This is a genomic window from Leptolyngbya sp. FACHB-321 (assembly GCF_014695975.1).
Taxonomy (GTDB): domain Bacteria; phylum Cyanobacteriota; class Cyanobacteriia; order Leptolyngbyales; family Leptolyngbyaceae; genus Stenomitos.
Genome location: NZ_JACJPI010000042.1, coordinates 85856 through 105344, shown reverse-complemented (window position 1 = coordinate 105344; position 19489 = coordinate 85856). Strand labels below are relative to the sequence as shown.

At 48.4% G+C, this 19489-nt stretch carries 15 protein-coding genes; 9 read left to right on the top strand and 6 right to left on the bottom strand.

Features of this window, described 5'->3' with window-relative positions; all coding sequences use genetic code 11:
* Positions 1-28: 28 nt before the first annotated feature.
* On the bottom strand, positions 29-1162 hold the full coding sequence (locus H6F76_RS06255) for a glycosyltransferase (RefSeq protein WP_190506800.1): 1134 nt from the start codon (positions 1160-1162) through the stop codon (positions 29-31).
* A 546-nt stretch (positions 1163-1708) separates the two neighbouring features.
* On the opposite strand from H6F76_RS06255, the gene H6F76_RS06250 reads away from it, so the two are divergent.
* The 7 genes from H6F76_RS06250 to H6F76_RS06220 all read left to right on the top strand — a co-directional run bounded on the left by H6F76_RS06250 (position 1709) and on the right by H6F76_RS06220 (position 12571).
* Positions 1709-2725 (top strand): SDR family oxidoreductase, encoded by a 1017-nt coding sequence (locus H6F76_RS06250; protein WP_190506798.1) that lies wholly within the window; start codon positions 1709-1711, stop codon positions 2723-2725.
* 105 nt (positions 2726-2830) lie between these two features.
* Positions 2831-3535, top strand: a complete 705-nt coding sequence (locus H6F76_RS06245; RefSeq protein ID WP_190506797.1) for an SRPBCC family protein — start codon at positions 2831-2833, stop codon at positions 3533-3535.
* A gap of 65 nt (positions 3536-3600) precedes the next feature.
* Positions 3601-4770: a zinc-dependent alcohol dehydrogenase gene (locus H6F76_RS06240; RefSeq protein WP_190506795.1), complete on the top strand. Its 1170-nt coding sequence runs from the start codon at positions 3601-3603 to the stop codon at positions 4768-4770.
* A gap of 98 nt (positions 4771-4868) precedes the next feature.
* Positions 4869-5243, top strand: a complete 375-nt coding sequence (locus H6F76_RS06235) for a hypothetical protein (RefSeq protein WP_190451108.1) — start codon at positions 4869-4871, stop codon at positions 5241-5243.
* 80 nt (positions 5244-5323) lie between these two features.
* Complete coding sequence (locus H6F76_RS06230) at positions 5324-5692, top strand: hypothetical protein (protein WP_190506793.1); 369 nt, start codon at positions 5324-5326, stop codon at positions 5690-5692.
* 63 nt (positions 5693-5755) lie between these two features.
* Positions 5756-6925, top strand: coding sequence for a zinc-dependent alcohol dehydrogenase (locus H6F76_RS06225; protein WP_190506792.1), 1170 nt, complete (start codon positions 5756-5758; stop codon positions 6923-6925).
* 582 nt (positions 6926-7507) lie between these two features.
* Positions 7508-12571, top strand: a complete 5064-nt coding sequence (locus tag H6F76_RS06220) for an ATP-binding protein (RefSeq protein ID WP_190506791.1) — start codon at positions 7508-7510, stop codon at positions 12569-12571.
* Between the two features lie 406 nt (positions 12572-12977).
* Here H6F76_RS06220 and H6F76_RS06215 read toward each other — a convergent pair whose 3' ends face one another.
* The 3 genes from H6F76_RS06215 to H6F76_RS06205 form a co-directional block, all read right to left on the bottom strand.
* The gene (locus H6F76_RS06215) at positions 12978-13718 is read right to left on the bottom strand and encodes a DUF2993 domain-containing protein (protein ID WP_190506790.1); all 741 of its coding nucleotides are present in this window, start codon (positions 13716-13718) and stop codon (positions 12978-12980) included.
* A 469-nt stretch (positions 13719-14187) separates the two neighbouring features.
* Complete coding sequence (locus H6F76_RS06210; RefSeq protein WP_190450503.1) at positions 14188-15363, bottom strand: PAS domain-containing protein; 1176 nt, start codon at positions 15361-15363, stop codon at positions 14188-14190.
* A gap of 323 nt (positions 15364-15686) precedes the next feature.
* Complete coding sequence (locus H6F76_RS06205; RefSeq protein WP_190506789.1) at positions 15687-16139, bottom strand: response regulator; 453 nt, start codon at positions 16137-16139, stop codon at positions 15687-15689.
* Between the two features lie 187 nt (positions 16140-16326).
* Here H6F76_RS06205 and H6F76_RS06200 point away from each other — a divergent pair, with 187 nt between their 5' ends.
* Positions 16327-16707: a response regulator gene (locus H6F76_RS06200; protein WP_190450505.1), complete on the top strand. Its 381-nt coding sequence runs from the start codon at positions 16327-16329 to the stop codon at positions 16705-16707.
* A 174-nt stretch (positions 16708-16881) separates the two neighbouring features.
* Here H6F76_RS06200 and H6F76_RS06195 read toward each other — a convergent pair whose 3' ends face one another.
* Positions 16882-17604 carry a Crp/Fnr family transcriptional regulator gene (locus H6F76_RS06195; RefSeq protein WP_190506788.1) on the bottom strand — a complete coding sequence of 241 codons (723 nt, stop codon included), beginning with the start codon at positions 17602-17604 and terminating at the stop codon, positions 16882-16884.
* Between the two features lie 605 nt (positions 17605-18209).
* On the opposite strand from H6F76_RS06195, the gene H6F76_RS06190 reads away from it, so the two are divergent.
* A complete protein-coding gene (locus tag H6F76_RS06190) occupies positions 18210-18395 on the top strand; it encodes a hypothetical protein (RefSeq protein ID WP_190506787.1) in 186 nt (61 codons plus the stop codon).
* Positions 18396-18707: 312 nt separating this feature from the next.
* On the opposite strand, the gene H6F76_RS06185 is transcribed toward H6F76_RS06190, so the two are convergent.
* Positions 18708-19439, bottom strand: coding sequence for a manganese catalase family protein (locus H6F76_RS06185; protein WP_190450508.1), 732 nt, complete (start codon positions 19437-19439; stop codon positions 18708-18710).
* Positions 19440-19489: the final 50 nt, after the last annotated feature.

The window sequence follows — 19489 nt, the reverse complement described above, 5'->3', positions numbered from 1 at the left end:
GTTGCTAGCAGCTTTTGTGTGATAACCATTAATCGCAGGGGCGCGGTACATACAGTCGGGGCGATCGCGGCATTGACACGACTTTCTGCCAAATTTCTTCATAGCGCTTAGCCATCTGTAGCGCTGTAAAACGTGCATTTGCCAGTGCTTGTCCCTGCTGCCCTAAGCGTTCACGCAGCGCGGCATCATCTCTTAAACGGCATAACGCAGACACCAGACCTGCTACATCATCTTTCTCAATTAAGATGCCTGTTTCATCAGGAATAACGGCTTCGGCAATACTGCCTACCCGTGTTGCGATTACTGGGCGTGCGGCTAACATCGCCTCCACGATCGCCAATGGAAAACCCTCAGAACGCGACGGCAGCACGAAAAGATCGTACTGATGTAAGCGCTCGCGGGGTTGCTCAATCCATCCTGGTAAGCTGACGCGATCGTGAATGCCTAACTCAACTGCCAGTGCTTCTAAGGTTGTGCGTTGTTCACCTTCGCCCAAAATTTCCACCTGTACGTTGTCTACCTGGGCGATCGCTCGTAGCAAAACATCATGTGCTTTCATTGCGTCTAGCCGCCCCACGCTGCCAATCAATAAGCCATCATGCTGCTTAACTGGCATATAAGGGTGGCTCACTTCAGCAGGCACACCATTGGGCACCGAAAGAACAGTATGCCGACCCAGTGCATAAAAATCTTCCATTCGCCTTGCAGATGCCTCACCAACCGCAACATGGGCATCCACACGTAGGGATAAAGCGCGTGTGCGCCATAGTTCGATCGCGCCCGTCGTGCGTAACGGTAATTGATCCACTCGCACGACTCGCGCATTCGGTAACGATAGTGCTGCAACCAACCCACTTGCACACGCCCACGGCGTACAGAGATTGAAATGCACCACATCCGGCTGTAGTTGATGGAATGTTGTTAGATGTGCCAGCAGCGATTGAATGCCCGTTGCAGGCAGCACAAGCCCTTGAGTCTGAGGACGTTGAACGGCGATCGCGTCTACAACACGTTGTGAGACTCCTACGACAGTAATGGCAATGTCGCTCAACACATGGGCAACTAAATGACCCAGGCTAATTTCTGCGCCACCAATACCCATTGCATCGGTATAAACCACAATCCGAAGCGCAGAAGAGGCGCAGTGTGCAGGAGGCGTCATAGTTGCAATCTTCTCTCGGTCGTTATAAACACCATTGCTTTATAACAGATAGCCTCTACTAAGTAGGAGGGCTAAATTAAGCACCACGCAAAGACTGGGTTTCGACTACGCTCAACCCGCTGGCACACAGGATTAAAAGCATTGAGACTTCGGCATAAGCTTTCGACCTAAGCGCTCAAGCTGAGGGATGCTTAGCCGAACGCAAAGTCTCAATGCACCTTCAATAATTTGCCTAACGATCTGCGGAATCTTTACTACTGATACAGTTGCTTTCCAATTTACTGTTATCAGCAGCATTGCTACAACGTAACCTTGCTACGGCATTGCTTAACAGATGCTCCTCCCTCAGACAGACAACGCCTCTTCCCAGTGATGGACGGATGAAACCGTCATTCTCAGTAGCTTAGAGAGGTGCTTTAAAGGATTGACCCATTTGCTTTTGCTATTGGGATAGGCAACTGGTAAGTCGCACTCATTACAACGTGCGCTAGACAAACAAAAGTAACGAAATCAATCAAATCGATAAAACCGTTTTTAGGAGCAGGAATGCAACTTAAGCCAATAGCACAGCAGATCGTCGCCATTGTTGGAGCCTCAAGCGGCATCGGGCGTGAAGCCGCACTTCGCTTTGCACAACGCGGTGCCAAGGTTGTAGTGTCAGCTCGGAGCGAATCAGGCTTAGCATCGTTAGTTAATGAAATCCACCAGCTTGGTGGTGAGGCAACAGCGGTTACAGCGGATGTCTCTGTCTTTGAACAGGTGCAAGCGATCGCTGACAAAGCCGTTGCTACGTATGGACGCTTGGATACCTGGGTGCACTCCTCTGCAACTGGCGTTTTTGCACCGTTTGAGCAAGTGACACCAGAAGAGTTTAACCGTGTCATTGATGTCACCTTAATGGGACAGGTTTATGGTGCCATGGTTGCCTTACCCCATCTTAAGCGTGAAGGGCAAGGTGCTCTAATCCACATTTCCTCAATGGAAGGGCGACGGGCGCTTCCTCTGCAAAGCCCTTATTCGTGCGCGAAACATGGTGTGGAAGGTTTTCTCGAATCGCTTCGAGTTGAATTGCAGCACGAGGGCAGTGGAGTCAGTGTTACCAGCATCAAACCAGCAGTGATTAATACGCCGTTTTATAACAATGGCTTGACTAAACTGGGCGTAAAACCAACTGGTATTCCTCCCTATTACGAACCTAGCCTGGTTGTGGATGCCATCCTCTATACCGCCGAACATCCCACACGCGATTTTATCGTTGGTGACGTTGGCAAGGTTCTAGACGTTTTGCAACGGGTTTCCCCATCGTTAGTTGATTCCCTGTTAGTGCTGACAGGTTTCAAGGGGCAGAAAACAGATGAATTGAAGTCAGCAGACGCACCAAATAATCTCTACGAGCCAGTAGCAGAACACGATCACATTGAAGGTGACTTTGGCAATCTTACGATACCTAGCGTTACCGATTGGTTCGATCGGCATCCTGCCCTCGGATGGGGCGTTGCCGGAACTGTGGGAGCCGCCGTTTTAGCCCTGCTGGCAAACCAGGCATCGGGTGGCAAGAGTTAAGCAACCAGATGTAAACACGAACTGGCATGGAACAGAGCCAAGTTCATGGAGCTTTGGTTTTAGCAAACGGCATTAACAAACACGATCGCAGGAGAACGTGAAATTATGGAAGAGATTACGACCATACAAAACGATCAACCGTCAGCTTCATCGCCGGGTGATACTGAACGGTGGGCTTCAATCATTGGCGGCGGTGCCATGGTGCTCTTTGGTTTGCAGCAGCGATCGCTGCGTGGCGTCTTGACTGCTATAGCAGGTGGTAGCCTTGCCTATCACGGCGCTCAAAGTGAAAAGAGCCTACCCACTGTCGTCACTGATGCTGTTGGTTTGAACAAGGTCATTCGGGCAGAGCGAACAGTCACAATCAATAAGCCAGCCGCAGAACTCTATGCCTACTGGCATGACTTTGCCAACCTGCCGACGTTTATGAGGCATGTGCAATCCGTTACTGTGATGGATATGCGGCGATCGCACTGGGTAGCCAAAGCCCCAATGGGACAAAGTATTGAATGGGATGCCGATATTATTGACGATCGTCCCAATGAATTAATTGCATGGGCTTCGATCGAAGGTGCCGATGTGGATAATTCCGGTTTTGTTCGCTTCAAGCCCGCTCCTGGCAATCGGGGTACAGAAGTGAAAGTCGTCATCGAATACAACCCTCCTGGTGGCGTTTTGGGCAGTGCTCTAGCCAAACTGTTTGGCGAAGAACCCGAACAACAAATTGGTGACGAACTTAACCGCTTTAAGCAATTGATGGAAGCGGGTGAAATTGCCACTACTGAAGGTCAGCCAGCCTGTAGAAGCTAATGCAACGTTAGGGGATGGGATTCCCTTCCTAACCCCTAATGCAATTTTTAGGAGCCAAATAAACGATGAAAGCTGTTTGCTGGCACGGCGCTCATGATGTGCGAGTTGAAACCGTACCAGACCCCAAAATCCTGAATCCGCGTGATGCTATTCTCAAAATCACGTCAACAACTATCTGTGGATCAGATCTCCATATCTACGATGGTTACATCCCTTCTATGAAGCCCGGTGACATTATTGGTCACGAATTCATGGGGGAAGTGGTTGATGTTGGGCATGAGGTAAAGCAGCTACGGCGGGGTGATCGCGTTGTTGCATCATCGATTGTTGGTTGTGGACAGTGCTTCTATTGCCAGCAACAGAAGTGGTCTTTGTGCGACAACTCTAATCCTAACGGCTGGATGCAAGAACCCCTCTTTGGTTTTGGGACAGCCGCTATCTTTGGTTACTCCCATTTATTTGGTGGTTTGGCAGGGTCTCAAGCGGAATATATACGTGTTCCCTTTGCTGACTTAGGGTCAATTAAAGTGCCAGACCATTTACCTGATGAGCAACTGCTGCCGATTTCGGATGCGTTCCCTACCGGCTATATGGGTGCCGATTTATGTGACATTCAACCCGGTGATACAGTCGCAGTCTGGGGTTGTGGTCCGGTGGGTCTATTCACCATACGGAGTGCTTACTTGCTGGGTGCCGAGCGGGTCATTGCCATTGATCGCGTACCAGAGCGGTTGCAGCTTGCAAGGGAAAAAGGTGGTGCCGAAACCATCAACTATGAAGAAATGGATGCTGGTGAAGCACTTAAAGAGATGACAGGAGGACGAGGTCCTGACGCCTGCGTGGATGCGGTTGGGTTAGAAGCGCATGGGATGGGGCTGGAAGGGTTTTACGACAAAGCTAAGCAGGCAGTACGTCTAGAAACTGATCGCCCTCACGTCTTGCGTCAGATGATTGTTGCCTGTCGTAAAGGCGGCACCGTTGTCGTTATGGGTGTCTACAGCGGCTTTGTGGACAAAATGCCGATGGGTGCTGCGTTTAACAAAGGGCTAACTCTCAAGATGGGACAAATGCACGGTCAGAAGTATATGCCCCGCCTTTTGGAGCATGTTTTGAACGGCGACATTGATCCATCCTTTGTGTTTACGCACACCCTGCCCCTAGATGACACAAAGCACGCCTACGAGATCTTCAAACATAAGCAAGATCGCTGTGTCAAAGTGCTGCTAAAACCCTAAAACTCAGCACTCCTTACCCAGTGCTTATAAGAATATTGCTCTCTATAAGCACTCTTTCTCAGTTCATTTCAACCTTAGATTTTATCGAGGAGTTTTTTGTGATTTATATAGCTCAATTACGTAAATCTTTCAGCGCCTTTTTGGTCGCTGTTGTGTTGCTTTTAGGTTCTCTGTTTGTTGGTGATTTGCAGACGGCTGCGATCGCCGCACCACTGACCCCTGAAGCGGCTGCTTATGAAATCGATCAGGCTACTAGCCCTGATGAAGCTCATTCCCGACTTGAGGATAAAGCCAAGAGTTACAAAAAAGAGCTGAAAGAAGACTCTGCTTACACGAAGCAAGCAGCCAAAAAAGCAACTGGACAAGCCAAGAATGCGATCGAGCGCACGGCTGACAACGTACGCGAGAAGCTCAATTTGGATGAACCTCTACCACAAAGCACCAAAGATTTCTTGAATGACATCAAGCCATAAACACGGTGCTGTTTAACCATCTCAAAGTTCAATCATCGCAAATTTTAACGCACACCTACTTTTTCGCAGAGGACAAACTCATGAATCGTATTGCTCAACTACGTAAGTTTTTCACCATTTCACTGCTTACTGTTGCTTTGTTTCTAGGCACAGCCTTTAGCCATGTGGCTCAAAGTGCTTTGGCAGCTGACTCTCGCTCGACTAATGATGTGTCTAACGTTAAGGGTGACAGTAGCGCCGTCAATCGGTCTTACCACAATCTTCAAGCGGCAACTCAAGACTATCGACGCACCTTTCGCACTGGCGAAGAGGGTGGAACACCTCCGGGTAAAAAATCGCCTCAAAGTGGGCGTAATACCCGCACCAAACAAGCTGCTAAGAATGTAGGCAAGAATACTCGTGGTGCCTTTGAACGTGCGGCTGATGCTGTGAAAGACACCTTTGATTAGCTCCTGGCTACGAGTGCATTATTTCGCCTCAATTAGTTTACTGTCGCTGGGAGTTTGTATTTAATGAAAGCAGTTTGCTGGCATGGTGCCAATGATGTTCGGGTAGATAATGTGCCCGATCCTAAAATTCTCAATCCCCGTGATGCGATCGTCAAAATTACTTCTACCGCCATTTGTGGCTCCGACTTACATCTTTATGATGGCTTTATTCCCTCAATGAAATCTGGGGATATTTTGGGTCATGAGTTTATGGGAGAAGTGGTTGAATTAGGTCCTTCAGTAAAGAACCTGCAAATTGGCGATCGCGTCGTTGTTCCCTTCACCATTTCTTGTGGCAGTTGCTATTTTTGTAGCCGTGAGTTGTCGTCCCTTTGTGACAACAGCAACCCAAATGCCTGGATGGCTGAAAAACTCTATGGTTATTCCGCTGCAGGTTTGTTTGGGTATTCCCATTTGTTTGGCGGTTACGCTGGCGGGCAGGCAGAATATGCGCGGGTACCCTTTGCAGATGTCGGTCTGTTCAAGATTCCCGATGGGCTGACCGATGAGCAAGTTTTGTTCCTGACCGATATTTTCCCTACTGGCTACATGGCAGCCGAAAACTGCAACATCCAACCCGGTGACACAGTTGCGGTTTGGGGTTGCGGTCCAGTTGGGCAGTTTGCTATTCGCAGTGCTTACCTGCTGGGTGCCGAACGGGTGATCGCGATCGATCGCGTTCCCGAACGTCTGCAAATGGCAAAAGAACAGGGTAAAGCAGAAGTCATCAACTACGAGGAGGTGGATGCTGGCGAAGCCGTCAAGGAGATGACCGGGGGGCGTGGTCCTGATTCCGTGATTGATGCGGTTGGGATGGAAGCACATGGCACTGGTCTTGATGCCCTGTACGATAAGGCAAAGCAAGCGGTGCGCCTTGAAACCGATCGACCAACCGCGCTGCGTCAACTGATTGTTGCCTGCCGCAAAGGTGGATATGTTTCGATGCCGGGTGTCTACGGTGGTTTGCTAGATAAAGTGCCCATGGGTGCTGCGTTTAACAAAGGGTTGACCTTCAAAATGGGGCAAACCCACGTTCATCGTTATCTGCAACCACTATTGGAGCACATTCAAAACGGTGATATTGATCCTTCGTTTGTGATCACTCATCCTATGCCTCTGGCTGATGCCCCACGCGGGTATGAGATCTTTAAGCACAAGAAAGATAAATGCATCAAAGTTGTGCTGAAGCCGTAAGGTCAAAACAGCGTTCTGCATCATCAACTTGTGTTGCAGAACGCTATTAAAGACAAATATCTTTGACATTGCTGCAATTAGTGATTGGTTGATTCAGTGGCTAGCATGGCTAAATGCCAAGGTAAATAATCCTTACTCAAGCCCTTTTCTCTAAGGAAAAGGGCTTAAACTCATGTCTTAAATTGTCTGCCAGTTTTCTCTTAACAAGTAACTTTAAGCGGTTTCGATCGCTTCTTTCTAAGGAGCATTCAGGAGGATTAAAGAGCTTTAAGGTATACGTTAGTGCTTTTGTAGCGCTGGTTTTAGCCCTCGCTAACGTACTACAAGACATCAGCAGTAGCTTTCTGCGAAAATATTTAGGTAGAAGGGCAGCAGCTTAGGAGATTTCTGAGAAGAGTGTACCGCTTGTAGGGGGCAGATTTTGCTAGAAGCTTTGCGAATAGCCGATCACATTGGTATCAAAGCTGCCCCTACGGGTCTTTTGTTTGCCAGAAAGCTCCTTGTGTGTTTAACCCTGCTTAGTTAGGAGTCCTTAGCTGCGATCGTCGTTTACTAGTTTGGGCTGAATGGAGGTGTGAGGGCATGACCCAGCAGCAAGCGGCTGAACAGCTTTTTGCAGGCAGTAGTGAAATGGCAATGCTGATGCGATCGCACGACTGGTCGCAAACTCCACTTGGTGCCGTAGAGCAGTGGTCGCAGAGCTTAAAAACCTCTGTGCGTATTATGCTGACCTCACGTCAACCCATGTTTGTTTGGTGGGGCGATGAGCTGATTAATCTTTACAACGATGCGTATAAAGCGATCGTCGGTGGCAAACATCCGCAAGCACTTGGGCAACCCGCCTCTGTAGTGTGGCAAGAAATTTGGGATCAAGTCAGCCCACGGGCAGCATCAGCCATGCTCAAAAATGAGGGCACGTATGATGAAGCCCTGCTGTTGATTATGGAGCGCAACAGCTACCCAGAAGAAACCTACTACACATTTTCCTATAGCCCTGTCCCAGACGACCAAGGTGGTACAGGCGGCATTCTTTGCGCTAATACGGATGATACACAGCGCATTATTGGTGAACGTCAGTTAGCGCTGCTGCAAGAACTGGCAGCTAAAACAGCTGATGCTCGTACCTTTCATCAAGCCTGTACCCTTAGTGCCAGTTGTTTGGGAACCAACCCTTACGACCTGCCCTTTGCCATGCTGTATCTGCTTGAGTCAGATCAACAGCGACTGGTCTTAGCAGGCACTTCTGGTATCGATCATACCCATCCTGCTGTTCCAGCAGTGGTGGATCTGACTGCCAATACAATTTGGTCGTTTGCAGACGTTATCAAGACGCATCAGTCCTGTTTGCTCTCTGATTTAGCGGCAACGTTTGGCAGTTTGCCTACAGGTGCCTGGTCGCAACCACCGCATCAGGCAGTCGTAGTGCCGCTCGCTTCGTCTGGTCAGACAGGGCAAGCAGGTGTTTTGGTCGCTGGCTTAAATCCATTCAGGCTCTTTGACAGCAGCTATCGCGGCTTCGTTGATCTGGTGACGGCTCAGATTGCAGCCAGTATTGCCAATGCCCAAGCATACGAAGAAGAACGCAAGCGAGCCGAAGCACTGGCAGAACTCGATCGCGCTAAAACGGCATTCTTCAACAACGTTAGCCACGAATTTCGCACACCGCTCACGTTAATGTTGAGTCCATTAGAGGAACTGTCGCAGACGCTTGACGAACGGTTGCAACCAGACGAGCGGGAACAGCTACAGTTGGTGCAGCGCAATGGGTTGCGCTTGCAAAAACTGGTCAATACGCTGCTAGATTTCTCTCGGACTGAAGCCGATCGAGTGCAAGCTATCTATGAGCCAATTGATTTAGCCAGTTTTACGACCGAACTTACCAGTCTTTTTCGTTCGCTGATTGAACGAGCAGGCATGACCTTACAGGTTGATTGTAGGACCTTGCCGGAACCTGTGTATGTCGATCGCGAAATGTGGGAAAAGATTGTACTCAATCTGCTTTCCAATGCGTTTAAGTTTACCTTTACAGGCGGCATTACCGTTCGCTTACAGCAGGTTGATGATGCCGTTGAGTTAAGTATTGAAGATACAGGAGTCGGTATCCCTGCGGCTGAATTGCCGCAATTGTTTAAACGGTTCCATCGGGTCAGTGACACACGATCGCGCACCTATGAAGGGACTGGCATCGGGCTGGCTCTGGTACAAGACCTTGTTAAGCTGCATGGTGGCACAATTCGCGTTACCAGCCAGGTCGATCGTGGCACAAGATTTACGATCAACCTTCCGCTTGGCTCAGCGCATCTCCCGCACGATCGCCTTGGGGTACGCACCTATACACCCACTGCCCTAAGAGCCGATTCTTACATTGAAGAAGCGTCGCGCTGGTTACCAGCAGTGGGAAATGGGGAATGGGGAATGGGGAACGTGGAAGAGCTATCGACCCCTACTCCCTACTCCTCACTCCCTACTTCCGTTCGCATTCTTCTGGTTGATGACAACGCTGATATGCGGGGCTATGTGCAACGCTTGCTCAGTGTGTACTGGGAGGTTGAAACCGCTAATGATGGTTTAGCAGCTCTGGAAGCCATTGCCCAACAACCTCCCGGTTTGGTCTTGAGCGATGTGATGATGCCCCGGCTCGATGGGTTTGGGCTGCTGCGGGCGCTTCGTGCTGATGAACGCACCAAAGAGATTCCCTTGATTCTGCTGTCGGCTCGTGCTGGAGAAGAGTCACGCATCGAAGGACTCGCAGCAGGTGCTGATGACTATTTGACAAAGCCGTTTTCTGCTCGTGAATTGCTGGCAAGAGTAGAGTCATGTTTGAAACTGGCACAATTACGACGAGCCGCAACACAGCAGGAGCAGGTACTTCGGTTAGAAGCAGAACTGGCAAAGCAGCACGCTGAGACGATTCTCTCTAGCATTAATGATGCCTTTTATGTCCTCGATCGCGATTGGCGTTTTACCTACGTGAACAATCGCTTGTGCGAGATGGTTTCAATGGAGCGTGACCAGGTGCTTGGTTACTGCTTTTGGGACTTGTTCCCAGATACTGTGAATACTGACATTTATGTGCAATTTCAGCAAGCGTTCCATGAGCAAACGCCGAGCCACGCTGAGTATTTTTATGCAGCGTGGAATCGTTGGTATGACCACCGGGTTTATCCATCATCTGATGGGTTGACTGTCCTTGGCACTGATATCACCGCTCGCAAGCAGGCTGAGGCAGACTTGCGTAAATCGGCACAGCAACTTCGTGCCATTTATGACGGAACAGATGCCTACGTGGTACTGCTCTCACCCGATGGCACGTTACTCGAAGCCAATCGTGCATCACTTGAGTTTGGCATTAGCCAGCACGATGACGTGCTTGGGCTACCCTTTTGGCAAACAGAATGGTTTCGGTACACGCCAAAGGCACCGGAAAGAGTGCGACAAGCCGTGATACAGGCAGCAGGCGGTGAGTTTATCCGTTACGAAGCACCCATCATTAATCCATCGGGTGAACTGAGCACGTTTGACCTTTCGTTCTACCCAATTACGAACGAAGAGGGCGATGTCATTCTAATTCTGACAGAAGGGCGCAATATCACCGATCGCAAACAGGCAGAAGCCGAACTGCGCGAAAGTGAAGCACGTTTCCGGCAGATGGCAGACAGCGCGCCTGTGCTGATCTGGATGTCTGGCACCGATACCCTTTGTTATTATTTCAACCAGCCGTGGCTCAACTTTACAGGACGGATGATCGAACAAGAGAGAGGTAATGGCTGGGCAGATGGCGTTCACCCCGACGACTTCCAGCATTGTTTGGCAGTCTACGTCACTTCTTTTGAGGCTCGCCAACCGTTCCAGATAGAGTACCGTCTAAAGCGCTTTGATGGGGTGTATCGCTGCATTGTTAATTCAGCCGCACCCCGGTTTACAGCCGAAGGCGACTTCCTAGGCTACATTGGTTCCTGTATTGATATTGAAGATCGTAAGCAAGTCGAAACCGCACTGTATCAGAGCGAAGAGCGCTTTCGACTCTCGACCTATGCAGTGGATGGTGTGGTCTATGACTGGGACTTAGAAACGCATCAGGTCTATCGTTCAGAAGGCTTATATCGGCTGATTGGTATTCATCCCGAAGATGTCCCGGCTGCAAGAGAGTGGTGGGCTGAACGCATCCATCCTGAAGACCTGGCGCACATTCATGCTGTAATCACTCCTGTTTTTGAGAGTGATAGCGATCGCTACGAGTTTGAATATCGGGTGCGTCATCGTGATGGGCACTGGCTCAATGTTTGGGATCGAGGCTACCTCATCCGCAATCAGCAAGGGCAGGTAAAGCGCGTCGTTGGCTCTACAACTGACATCACCAGTCGTAAGCAGGCTGAACAAGAACGCGAACATTTGCTCAACCGAGAACGCCTCGCACGGGAAGAAGCAGAAGCCGCCAACCGGATCAAAGATGAGTTTTTGGCAGTGCTATCGCATGAGCTACGATCGCCCCTCAACCCGATTCTAGGCTGGTCGAAAATGCTTCGCGCTGGCAATTTAGATACAACACAGACGGAGCGCGCGCTAGAGACGATCGAGCGCAATGCTAAATTGCAAACTCAACTGATTGAAGATTTATTAGATGTCTCTCGTATTCTCCAGGGCAAATTGAACCTGAATATGGTTCCTGTCGATCTGGTGTCTTCGATTGAGGCAGCGCTAGAAACGGTGCGATTAGCAGCAGAAGCCAAGTCGATTCAAGTTCAAACCATGCTTGATCCTTCAGCAGCGCACGTCTTAGGCGATGCCGCTCGTTTACAGCAAGTCATCTGGAATCTGCTTTCCAATGCCGTTAAATTTACACCTGAAGAGGGGCAGATCGAGGTGCGGCTATCCTTAGTGACAGTGCCTCAAGCAAATAACTCTGGACGTCAGACGACTTACGCCCAAGTTCAAGTGGCTGATACTGGTAAAGGTATTGCTCCTGATTTTCTGCCCTATGTGTTTGAATACTTCCGTCAGGAGGACGGTAGAACCACCCGTAAATTTGGTGGGCTGGGCTTAGGGTTGGCGATCGTGCGTCATTTAGTAGAACTGCATGGCGGCACCGTTCAAGTTGCTAGCCCAGGCGAAGGACAGGGTGCCACTTTTACAGTAAGGTTGCCGCTTCTCAAGGAGAGTGGCGCAAGACAACAGGCACAAGAAGATGCTTTGCCAACACTTGCTGCCAGTGCCCAGCCGTTACAAGCAGTCAACGTTTTGTTGGTTGATGATGATGATGATTCACGCAATTTGATTACTTTTACGCTGAAGCAGAGTGGGGCGATCGTCACCCCAGTGACCTCTGCTGCTGAAGCACTAGACGTTTTGAAGCAAACGCGCTTTGATCTGTTGATCAGTGATATTGGGATGCCAGAAATGGATGGCTATACGCTCATGCAGCAGATCCGCGCTATGCCGCCAGAGCAAGGGGGAAACATGTTGGCGATCGCGCTCACTGCGTATGCCGGAGAGTATAACCAACGCCGAGCGATCGCAGTTGGCTTTCAAAAACATATCTCGAAACCAGTCGAGCCAGATGCCCTAATCAGCATCGTTGGCGCAACGTGTGCCTCAAACCTAAACGGCACTGCCACAAACTATAAACGGTCAAATCTACTCCTATAAATTCCGTAGTTAGGAGCGCTAAATTAGCATTACTGAGAGATCAGATTTCGACTGCGCTCAACTCGCCGACACGCAGAACTAAGAGCCTTAAGACTATCCTATACAGGGCAGGGAGGGACATTAATGAAACATCCCCACCTGATGCTCTACAGCCTGCCTGGTATAGCAGTCAAAGAAAATGTCAGGACAGACCGATAGCAATTAAAGAGAACGTATAGAACAGACATAAACCTTGAGGCTTCCTTTGAGCAAGGGTTTCGATTTATCCCACCACAGAGCGGAAGCAAGCTACATCCTTTATCCGTTTGCTATAAACTCTGAAATCTCCTTTGAAGAAGGACTTCTATTTGTCCTTCATCCTTCATCCCTTTGCCATACCAGCGCTCTCTCCTAACAGCGTTGAGCATTACGCCGACGGTATTTTGTCAATCTCCGTCGTCGCATGAATCACCAATTTGCCTTGCTGCGCCTCTAAGGTGTGAACTTGAAAGGAAGCAACTGGAAGCTTAAAGTTTCGCAGATCTAGAAGGCTAGCAATCTGGTCAAAAATAGCAGTGGTCAATTCGTCTGTTAGACCCTGCCCCTCAGCAGACAGAACGTCTAAAGCAATGCACTGTCCATTTTGCTGCACCTTCGGAACAGCAGTGGCAGTAAGCTGTTTGCTTTCACCAGACTCTACAAGCAAAAAATCAGAGTTAACAACCAGTTGATTGTTACCAGGTAGCGATACTTCTGCTTTCTTAACGTCGATCGTCACTAGCTGCCCCTCAACTGTCATTTTCAAACCACATAATTTGGCTTGAACAAAATCAGAGCTAAGCGCTCGGTTTAAATCGCTGTCTAGTAAAACAATGTGAGCTTCAGCGTTGGTCGATTGGTTGAATTCAATGTTGCCAAAAATAGCGCTAAGAGGATTGATTGAAATCTTGTCTGTGTTAATTTCCAGGGTTTCCATCCGCAAATCCTGTTTCATTACCAGACCTTTGCCGACGATCGTCACGGAGTCTACTTCTCCTTGCACCAGCTTTACCGGATTCGTCCGAATATCCACATCAACGTTTTCGGCTTCATCCAGTTGGCTTGTCATTCCTGCCTCTACAATTTTGCTGAGGGCTTGTTCTCCCAGGTCAGGGCTACCTGCGGTCATGTCATAAACTCCTGTCGTGTCGTTTGTAAATAAGATCATTCCTATGTCAGACCTGACTGACTAACAGAAATGAATGTCTCAAGCTGTATTTATAGCGGTTTCGAGTTGGGGATCGCATCTGCTCTTTAGGCAGGTTTCGCGTCACGCCGTGAGCTAAAAAATCTGTCTACATTAATACCAATGCCAAAAATGCTGGTTATGGATTCCCGTACTTGATCCTTCTCAATCCTCTTATAAAAGAGAAAGCTATAGGCAGAGGAGGCTTAATTGCAGCGTGCAAAAGGGGAGTTAGTATAACTTGTCAGCCTTATGAGTAGCTGGGCGCAATTATTGATAAGACCCATTTCAATTGCACGTTCGATTAAGCGCTCACGCCAAAGTTCCAAGGCTCTCAGCCCTGTTGGTAGGTGGGTTGAGCGCAGCCGAAACTCAGGATGCGTCAGGCAGGCAGAGCTAACAGGTTTAAGGTTTAATCTTTGAAAACTATGTGGTTTTTGGCATCTTGGGCGACCTTACCTTGCTCTTGCAACTTGCCTAAGAGCCGGGTCACGGTTACGCGTGTGGTACAGCAAGCGCTGGCAAAATCCTGATGCGTCAGGCGCGCACGCAGTCGAGTACCTTGCTCTACGGGTTGCCCGATCGCTTGCTTTAGCAAAACCAGGAGGCGGTTTAACCGCTCTTCTACGCGCATCTGCCCGTTAATGGCGAGCAAGCTTTCGGTCTGCTGGAGCCGTTGTTGGAGCGATCGCAACACTGCCTGAGCTAACGGAGGAGACTGCGCCACCTCTGAAAGCGAGATTGCCGCCAGTTTGACATCAGAGAGCGCCACTGCCTGATAAGTCTGCAACGCCGTCAAGCTTGAACCAAACACCATTGGTTCGCCTAACAGCCCTACTAGCATCTCTTCTCCTCGATCGGACAAGGTCGTGATTTTAACTACTCCATCGATGACGAGCCAGATTGTCTGAGGCTCCAATGGAATAACCTCTCCTTTGCCAAATTGCACCAGTGGACGATCGAGCGCAGGATCATAGTGAGGATGGGCTAACGCAGCTTCTGCTCGCTTGCGCTCCGTCACATCTCGCACTAGCCACTGTATAGACCCTAATTCGCCATTTGGTTGGCGAAGTACATTTACCGTTAGAGTCGCAGGAAAAAAGCTGTCGGACTGACGACGAAGCCGTACCGAAAACTCGGTTCCATTGTTCGCTCGATACTGCTGCATTACTTGCGAAAGCTTGACTTGAAACAGCGATAAATCTTCTGGGTAAATTAAACTTGTAAGCGACTTACCAACTAACGCGTGTGGCTGTGCATTCACCAAGGCAGCACCCACACGATTTACTTCTAAAACGACAGCCTTGGCATCGGTTACAAAGCAGCCATCTGGCACAAACTCTAGTAAATCTAAATAACGTTGACGTTCGGCTTCAATCTCCGTTTGAACGATTGCTAACTGCTTCGTTTTATAAGCGATCTCATCGATCGCGCCCTCCAATGCCTCCGAAACAAGACCAAGCTCCATCAAAGCGCTGGACAAAAGATCGTGAGAGGGCAAGGACGAATCATTAGCATTGCGATATAGCTCTAGCGATCGCTCACCAGCTAGCTTTGCACGTCGGCTTAAAGAATTAAGATTGCTCATACATCATTTGCCCGCACTATTCAAAATTCGGTAGCCCCTATAGCTAAACAGTATCCTTAAGAAATATTTGTTTACACTCTCTGAAGGCATAGAAAGACCTGTTTGAAATGGCGGCTTTAACAGTTGGTTTCATCTAACATTCGTACAATATTTAAACCTAGAATGTAAAGGCTGAAAGTGTACATAAACACCGATTAACGAAGCCAAAAATTACCTGGGTTCAGCAAAGTCAGTTTTATCTTTTTGTAGGGTTTGCTAAAGCAATATTTATCTTTTTTGTTTGAGCGCCAAAATTGCATTTGTTACCTTTTTTCGCTAGAGTGTTAGACTATCTGCTGCGATCGTCCAACTAGTTCCGCTACAATTGCCACAAATTGATCAATATCGGTTGGTTTCACTAACATTCGTTGAAAGCCTGCCGCCAAAATTTGTAGCTGCGTCTGCTCATCTGCAAAACCTGTAATTGCCATTGCTGGAATCTGCGCGTTTGGTGCTACTGGTAGCGCTCTCACCTGACGAAGTAGTCTGTAGCCATCAATATTTGGCAACCCAATATCGCTAATCAGTAAATCAAAGGGTATTTCTTCCATCGCCGCCATTGCGGCTTCAGCAGACGCTTCTGCGCTTACCACAGCACCCTTCTCTTGGAGCACAAAAGCAAACAACGACCGCGTATCAGGGTCATCATCCACTACCAGCACGCGCAAACCGTCTAAAAGAGGAAAATCGATTGGTGTTATAGTTGCTCCATCGTTAGCTAGTTCGGTTTGAGACATGAAACCCCCTGTAGCGACACACCTATAAAAACTTTTTCAGAAAAAGAAAATCCCCCCGCCGAAAAAACGAGGAGGACGTCTATCCGAACTAAAATCTCTTCCTGAGGATTGACTCAGTGCAATCTGAAAAGGAGCACTATAACGGCACAAGATAGTCTTAATTAACCCCCTTTAAATTCTCCTTAAAATGATTCACCATCAAGAATATTCTGTACTGGTTGTCGATGATGTTGCCGACAATCTACTTTTGCTGCAACTTGTCCTTGAAATGGAAGGTTATCGGGTAGAGCTAGCAGATAGTGGTGCTGAGGCACTTTCAAAAATCAAAGAATCGCCACCCGACCTGGTATTACTCGATGTCATGATGCCTGAAATGAATGGCTTGGAAGTGACCCAATGCCTTCGTAAAAGCAGAGAGCTTTCGTTGCTGCCGATCGTGCTTATTACGGCTGATCGAGATATCGATGTCGATCAGGCGCTAGCAGTGGGAGCAAACGATGTCATCAATAAACCTGTTGATATGGACGATTTGCTTGCAAGAGTTGGCAACTGGTGTCCCGCAACCTAAATCTTTTGTTGAAAAGGAGCATACTCTGATAGCGACGGTGGTGTCGGTACGGTTTTAAACAAAAGCCACGCTACTTTCAGATTCTTCTTTTAACTGTTTGAGGCTGAAGCATCAGGTGCTCGTTTCACCTTTTGCCGATGAGTTCTAGCTCAACAAATTACTACCATAGGCACATTACGTCGCGGAAGGATTGTAGAGCCAGGCAAACTCATCTCGTACCATCTGGTAACACTCGCAGGAAAAAGCTTCTAACCCAGAGCGATCAATGATCTTAATGTGACCGCGAGTGTAGCGAAGCAACCCAGCCTGATTGAGTGTGATAGCAGCAACGGTTACACCCGCTCGACGGACACCAATCATCTGAGCAATAAACTCCTGCGTGAGGTTAAACTCGTCCGCTTGCACACAGTCTGACACCAACAGCAACCAGCGGGCTAACCGTTCCTCAGTTGTATGAAACCGATTGCACACACCCGTTTGCGCGACCTGGGTAAAAAGTGCCTGAAAGTAGCGGAGCACCAATTTTTGAAAGCTGTCACCGCGATCGAACTCAGCTTTTAGGGCGGTTACACTCAAACGCCACGCTTGACCGGCAATTTGGACAAACCCATGATGGGCTTTGGTCTTGCCGCTAAGTAGTGCTGGCAGACCTGCCATGCCTTCACGCCCAACCATACCTGCTTCCATAATTGAGCCATCTTCCATTGTGATCACTAATGAAACAACAGCACCCCTTGGAAAGTAAACATGAGTGATTGGTTCACCTAGATCATAAATAGTCTGGCGCAGCGGGAGATCAACCAACTCCATGTACTGCTGAAGTCTCTGATAATCTTCGGTTGGCAGCGCTGCCAATAAAAAATTCTCTGATGTGTTAAAAGCTTGAGCATTAGACATAGTAAACCTTCCCTATAAAGCCCTTCGAGAAAAAGACATCGACGGCACAAGGAAAAGAGTGTAAAGCTCAACCCAGGAGGTCATAAAATGTATTTTCTAATTAGATTCAAATAAAAAATCTAGCTCTCTGCTCTCCTTTGCAGAGCAAAAGCTAGCTTATCTCCTTTAAAGAGGGAGGTCTGTACGGTGATAGATAGAGGAGTAGTTGACCTAATTTGAAAAGAGTTGGCGTAGACGTTTTAAACGTTCTATATCCTCATAACTAACGTTAGAAGTTAAATAAACTTTAGAAGCCGGGTTGAGCGCAGTCGAAACCCGCCGACACATGGGGCTAGAGCCTTGAGACCTTGACAGGAGCTTTCGACATGGAGCTGATAAATAATTACGCCTAACCGCTGATCATTGAGGTTGTAAGTTAAACAAAATTACTTGATTTTGGAGAGATGTAAAGGACTGTGAGTAAAGCTAGTAAATACATATCTCTGTAAACAAACGGCTACTCCTTACAACAATTGCTTCTAAAACCTTACAATGCTCAAAAGCGTACAGACGAATTTTTTAGAGTGTGCCAAGAATGAAGCCGACGCAAGTGAGCGGCTTCTTCTATGTTGTTTTATTCAATTTTTCTGATTGAAGAGTCAGTCGAACTTCGTACGCTGGATCAAGAACGTGTAGCGATCGCGCGACGAGGACGCTTAATTTCGACCCAGAAGGATTATAAAACTGCTAAAGAAGTTGGCTATTGCTGGCAAAAGAAAAACAGCTACTCTTTATCGACTTTACAGTACTAGAGCCATAGCCAACTGATAGTAATTAACGGGAGAGCGCGCGCGCTCTAGCGACAAGTTAACTGTAAAAAAGCGCACCACGCCCCTTCAACATTCAAGAGCGTAGCAGTACAAAAATCCAGAACTAAGCTGAACTGCTACTGCCACGCCCTCTGATAGCAATTTCCTTGCGATACGCTACAAAGCAAGATCCCCTCAATTCCCTTCTTGAAGAAGGTTGAGGGGATCAATGGGAATTATCGAAACGCAAGCGCTTTGCAATCTGCGGCGGCAGGTTTTTTCCGTATAGCCGCTACTTCAGCCGCTAAAGCTACTCTATAGCCGCACGGGTGGATTCTTAGGTTGAGTTTGCGCTGGGGCTTTACCTTTTGCACTAGGGTCTGCAACGTACTCAAAGTTTTCGTCCGAATTCCAGGGACCGCGCTCATCTTTCTCCCCGTTGGTTGACAGGTTAAAGTAAAGATCAACGGTTTCATCGGGTTGAATGTTGCCAAAGAATGGATCATCCAATTTGCCCAACGATTCCAGTGCTTTCATAAACATCTTGGTGTGAGAAATTTCTCGCGTCAACAGATGCGTCAGCGTTTGCTTGGTTCCTTCATCAGTTGCCAGCTTGATCAGTTCTTCGTAGGTCTGACGTGCTCCGGCTTCTGCGGCAATATTAGCTCTCAGATCACGCACAATGTCGCCACCTTCGTTCAGGTAGGCTGCCGTCCATGCGCTTCCCTGGCTATCGAGAAAGTGGGGACCCATACCGCGCACAGCAAACAACGTGCTTTTGTAAGCCTCTGTTTGATCGACGTTTTTGGTGTGTCCTTCGATCAGTTTGCCCACCATTTCAAGATGGCTAAATTCTTCGATCGCGATGTCTTGCAACATATCGCGCATACCAGCATCTTCAACGTGGAACGACTGCACCCAGTACTGCAATGCTGCCGAAAGTTCGCCAGTAGCGCCACCAAATTGCTCTAGCAATAGTTGAGCGTACCGAGGATTTGCTTCCTTAATGTCAACGTTATGGATAAGCTCTTTCTTGTGAAAAAACATGGTTTCCTCTCCATACAAATTTTAGATTTAAGCTGTTTTGAAAGTCTGAC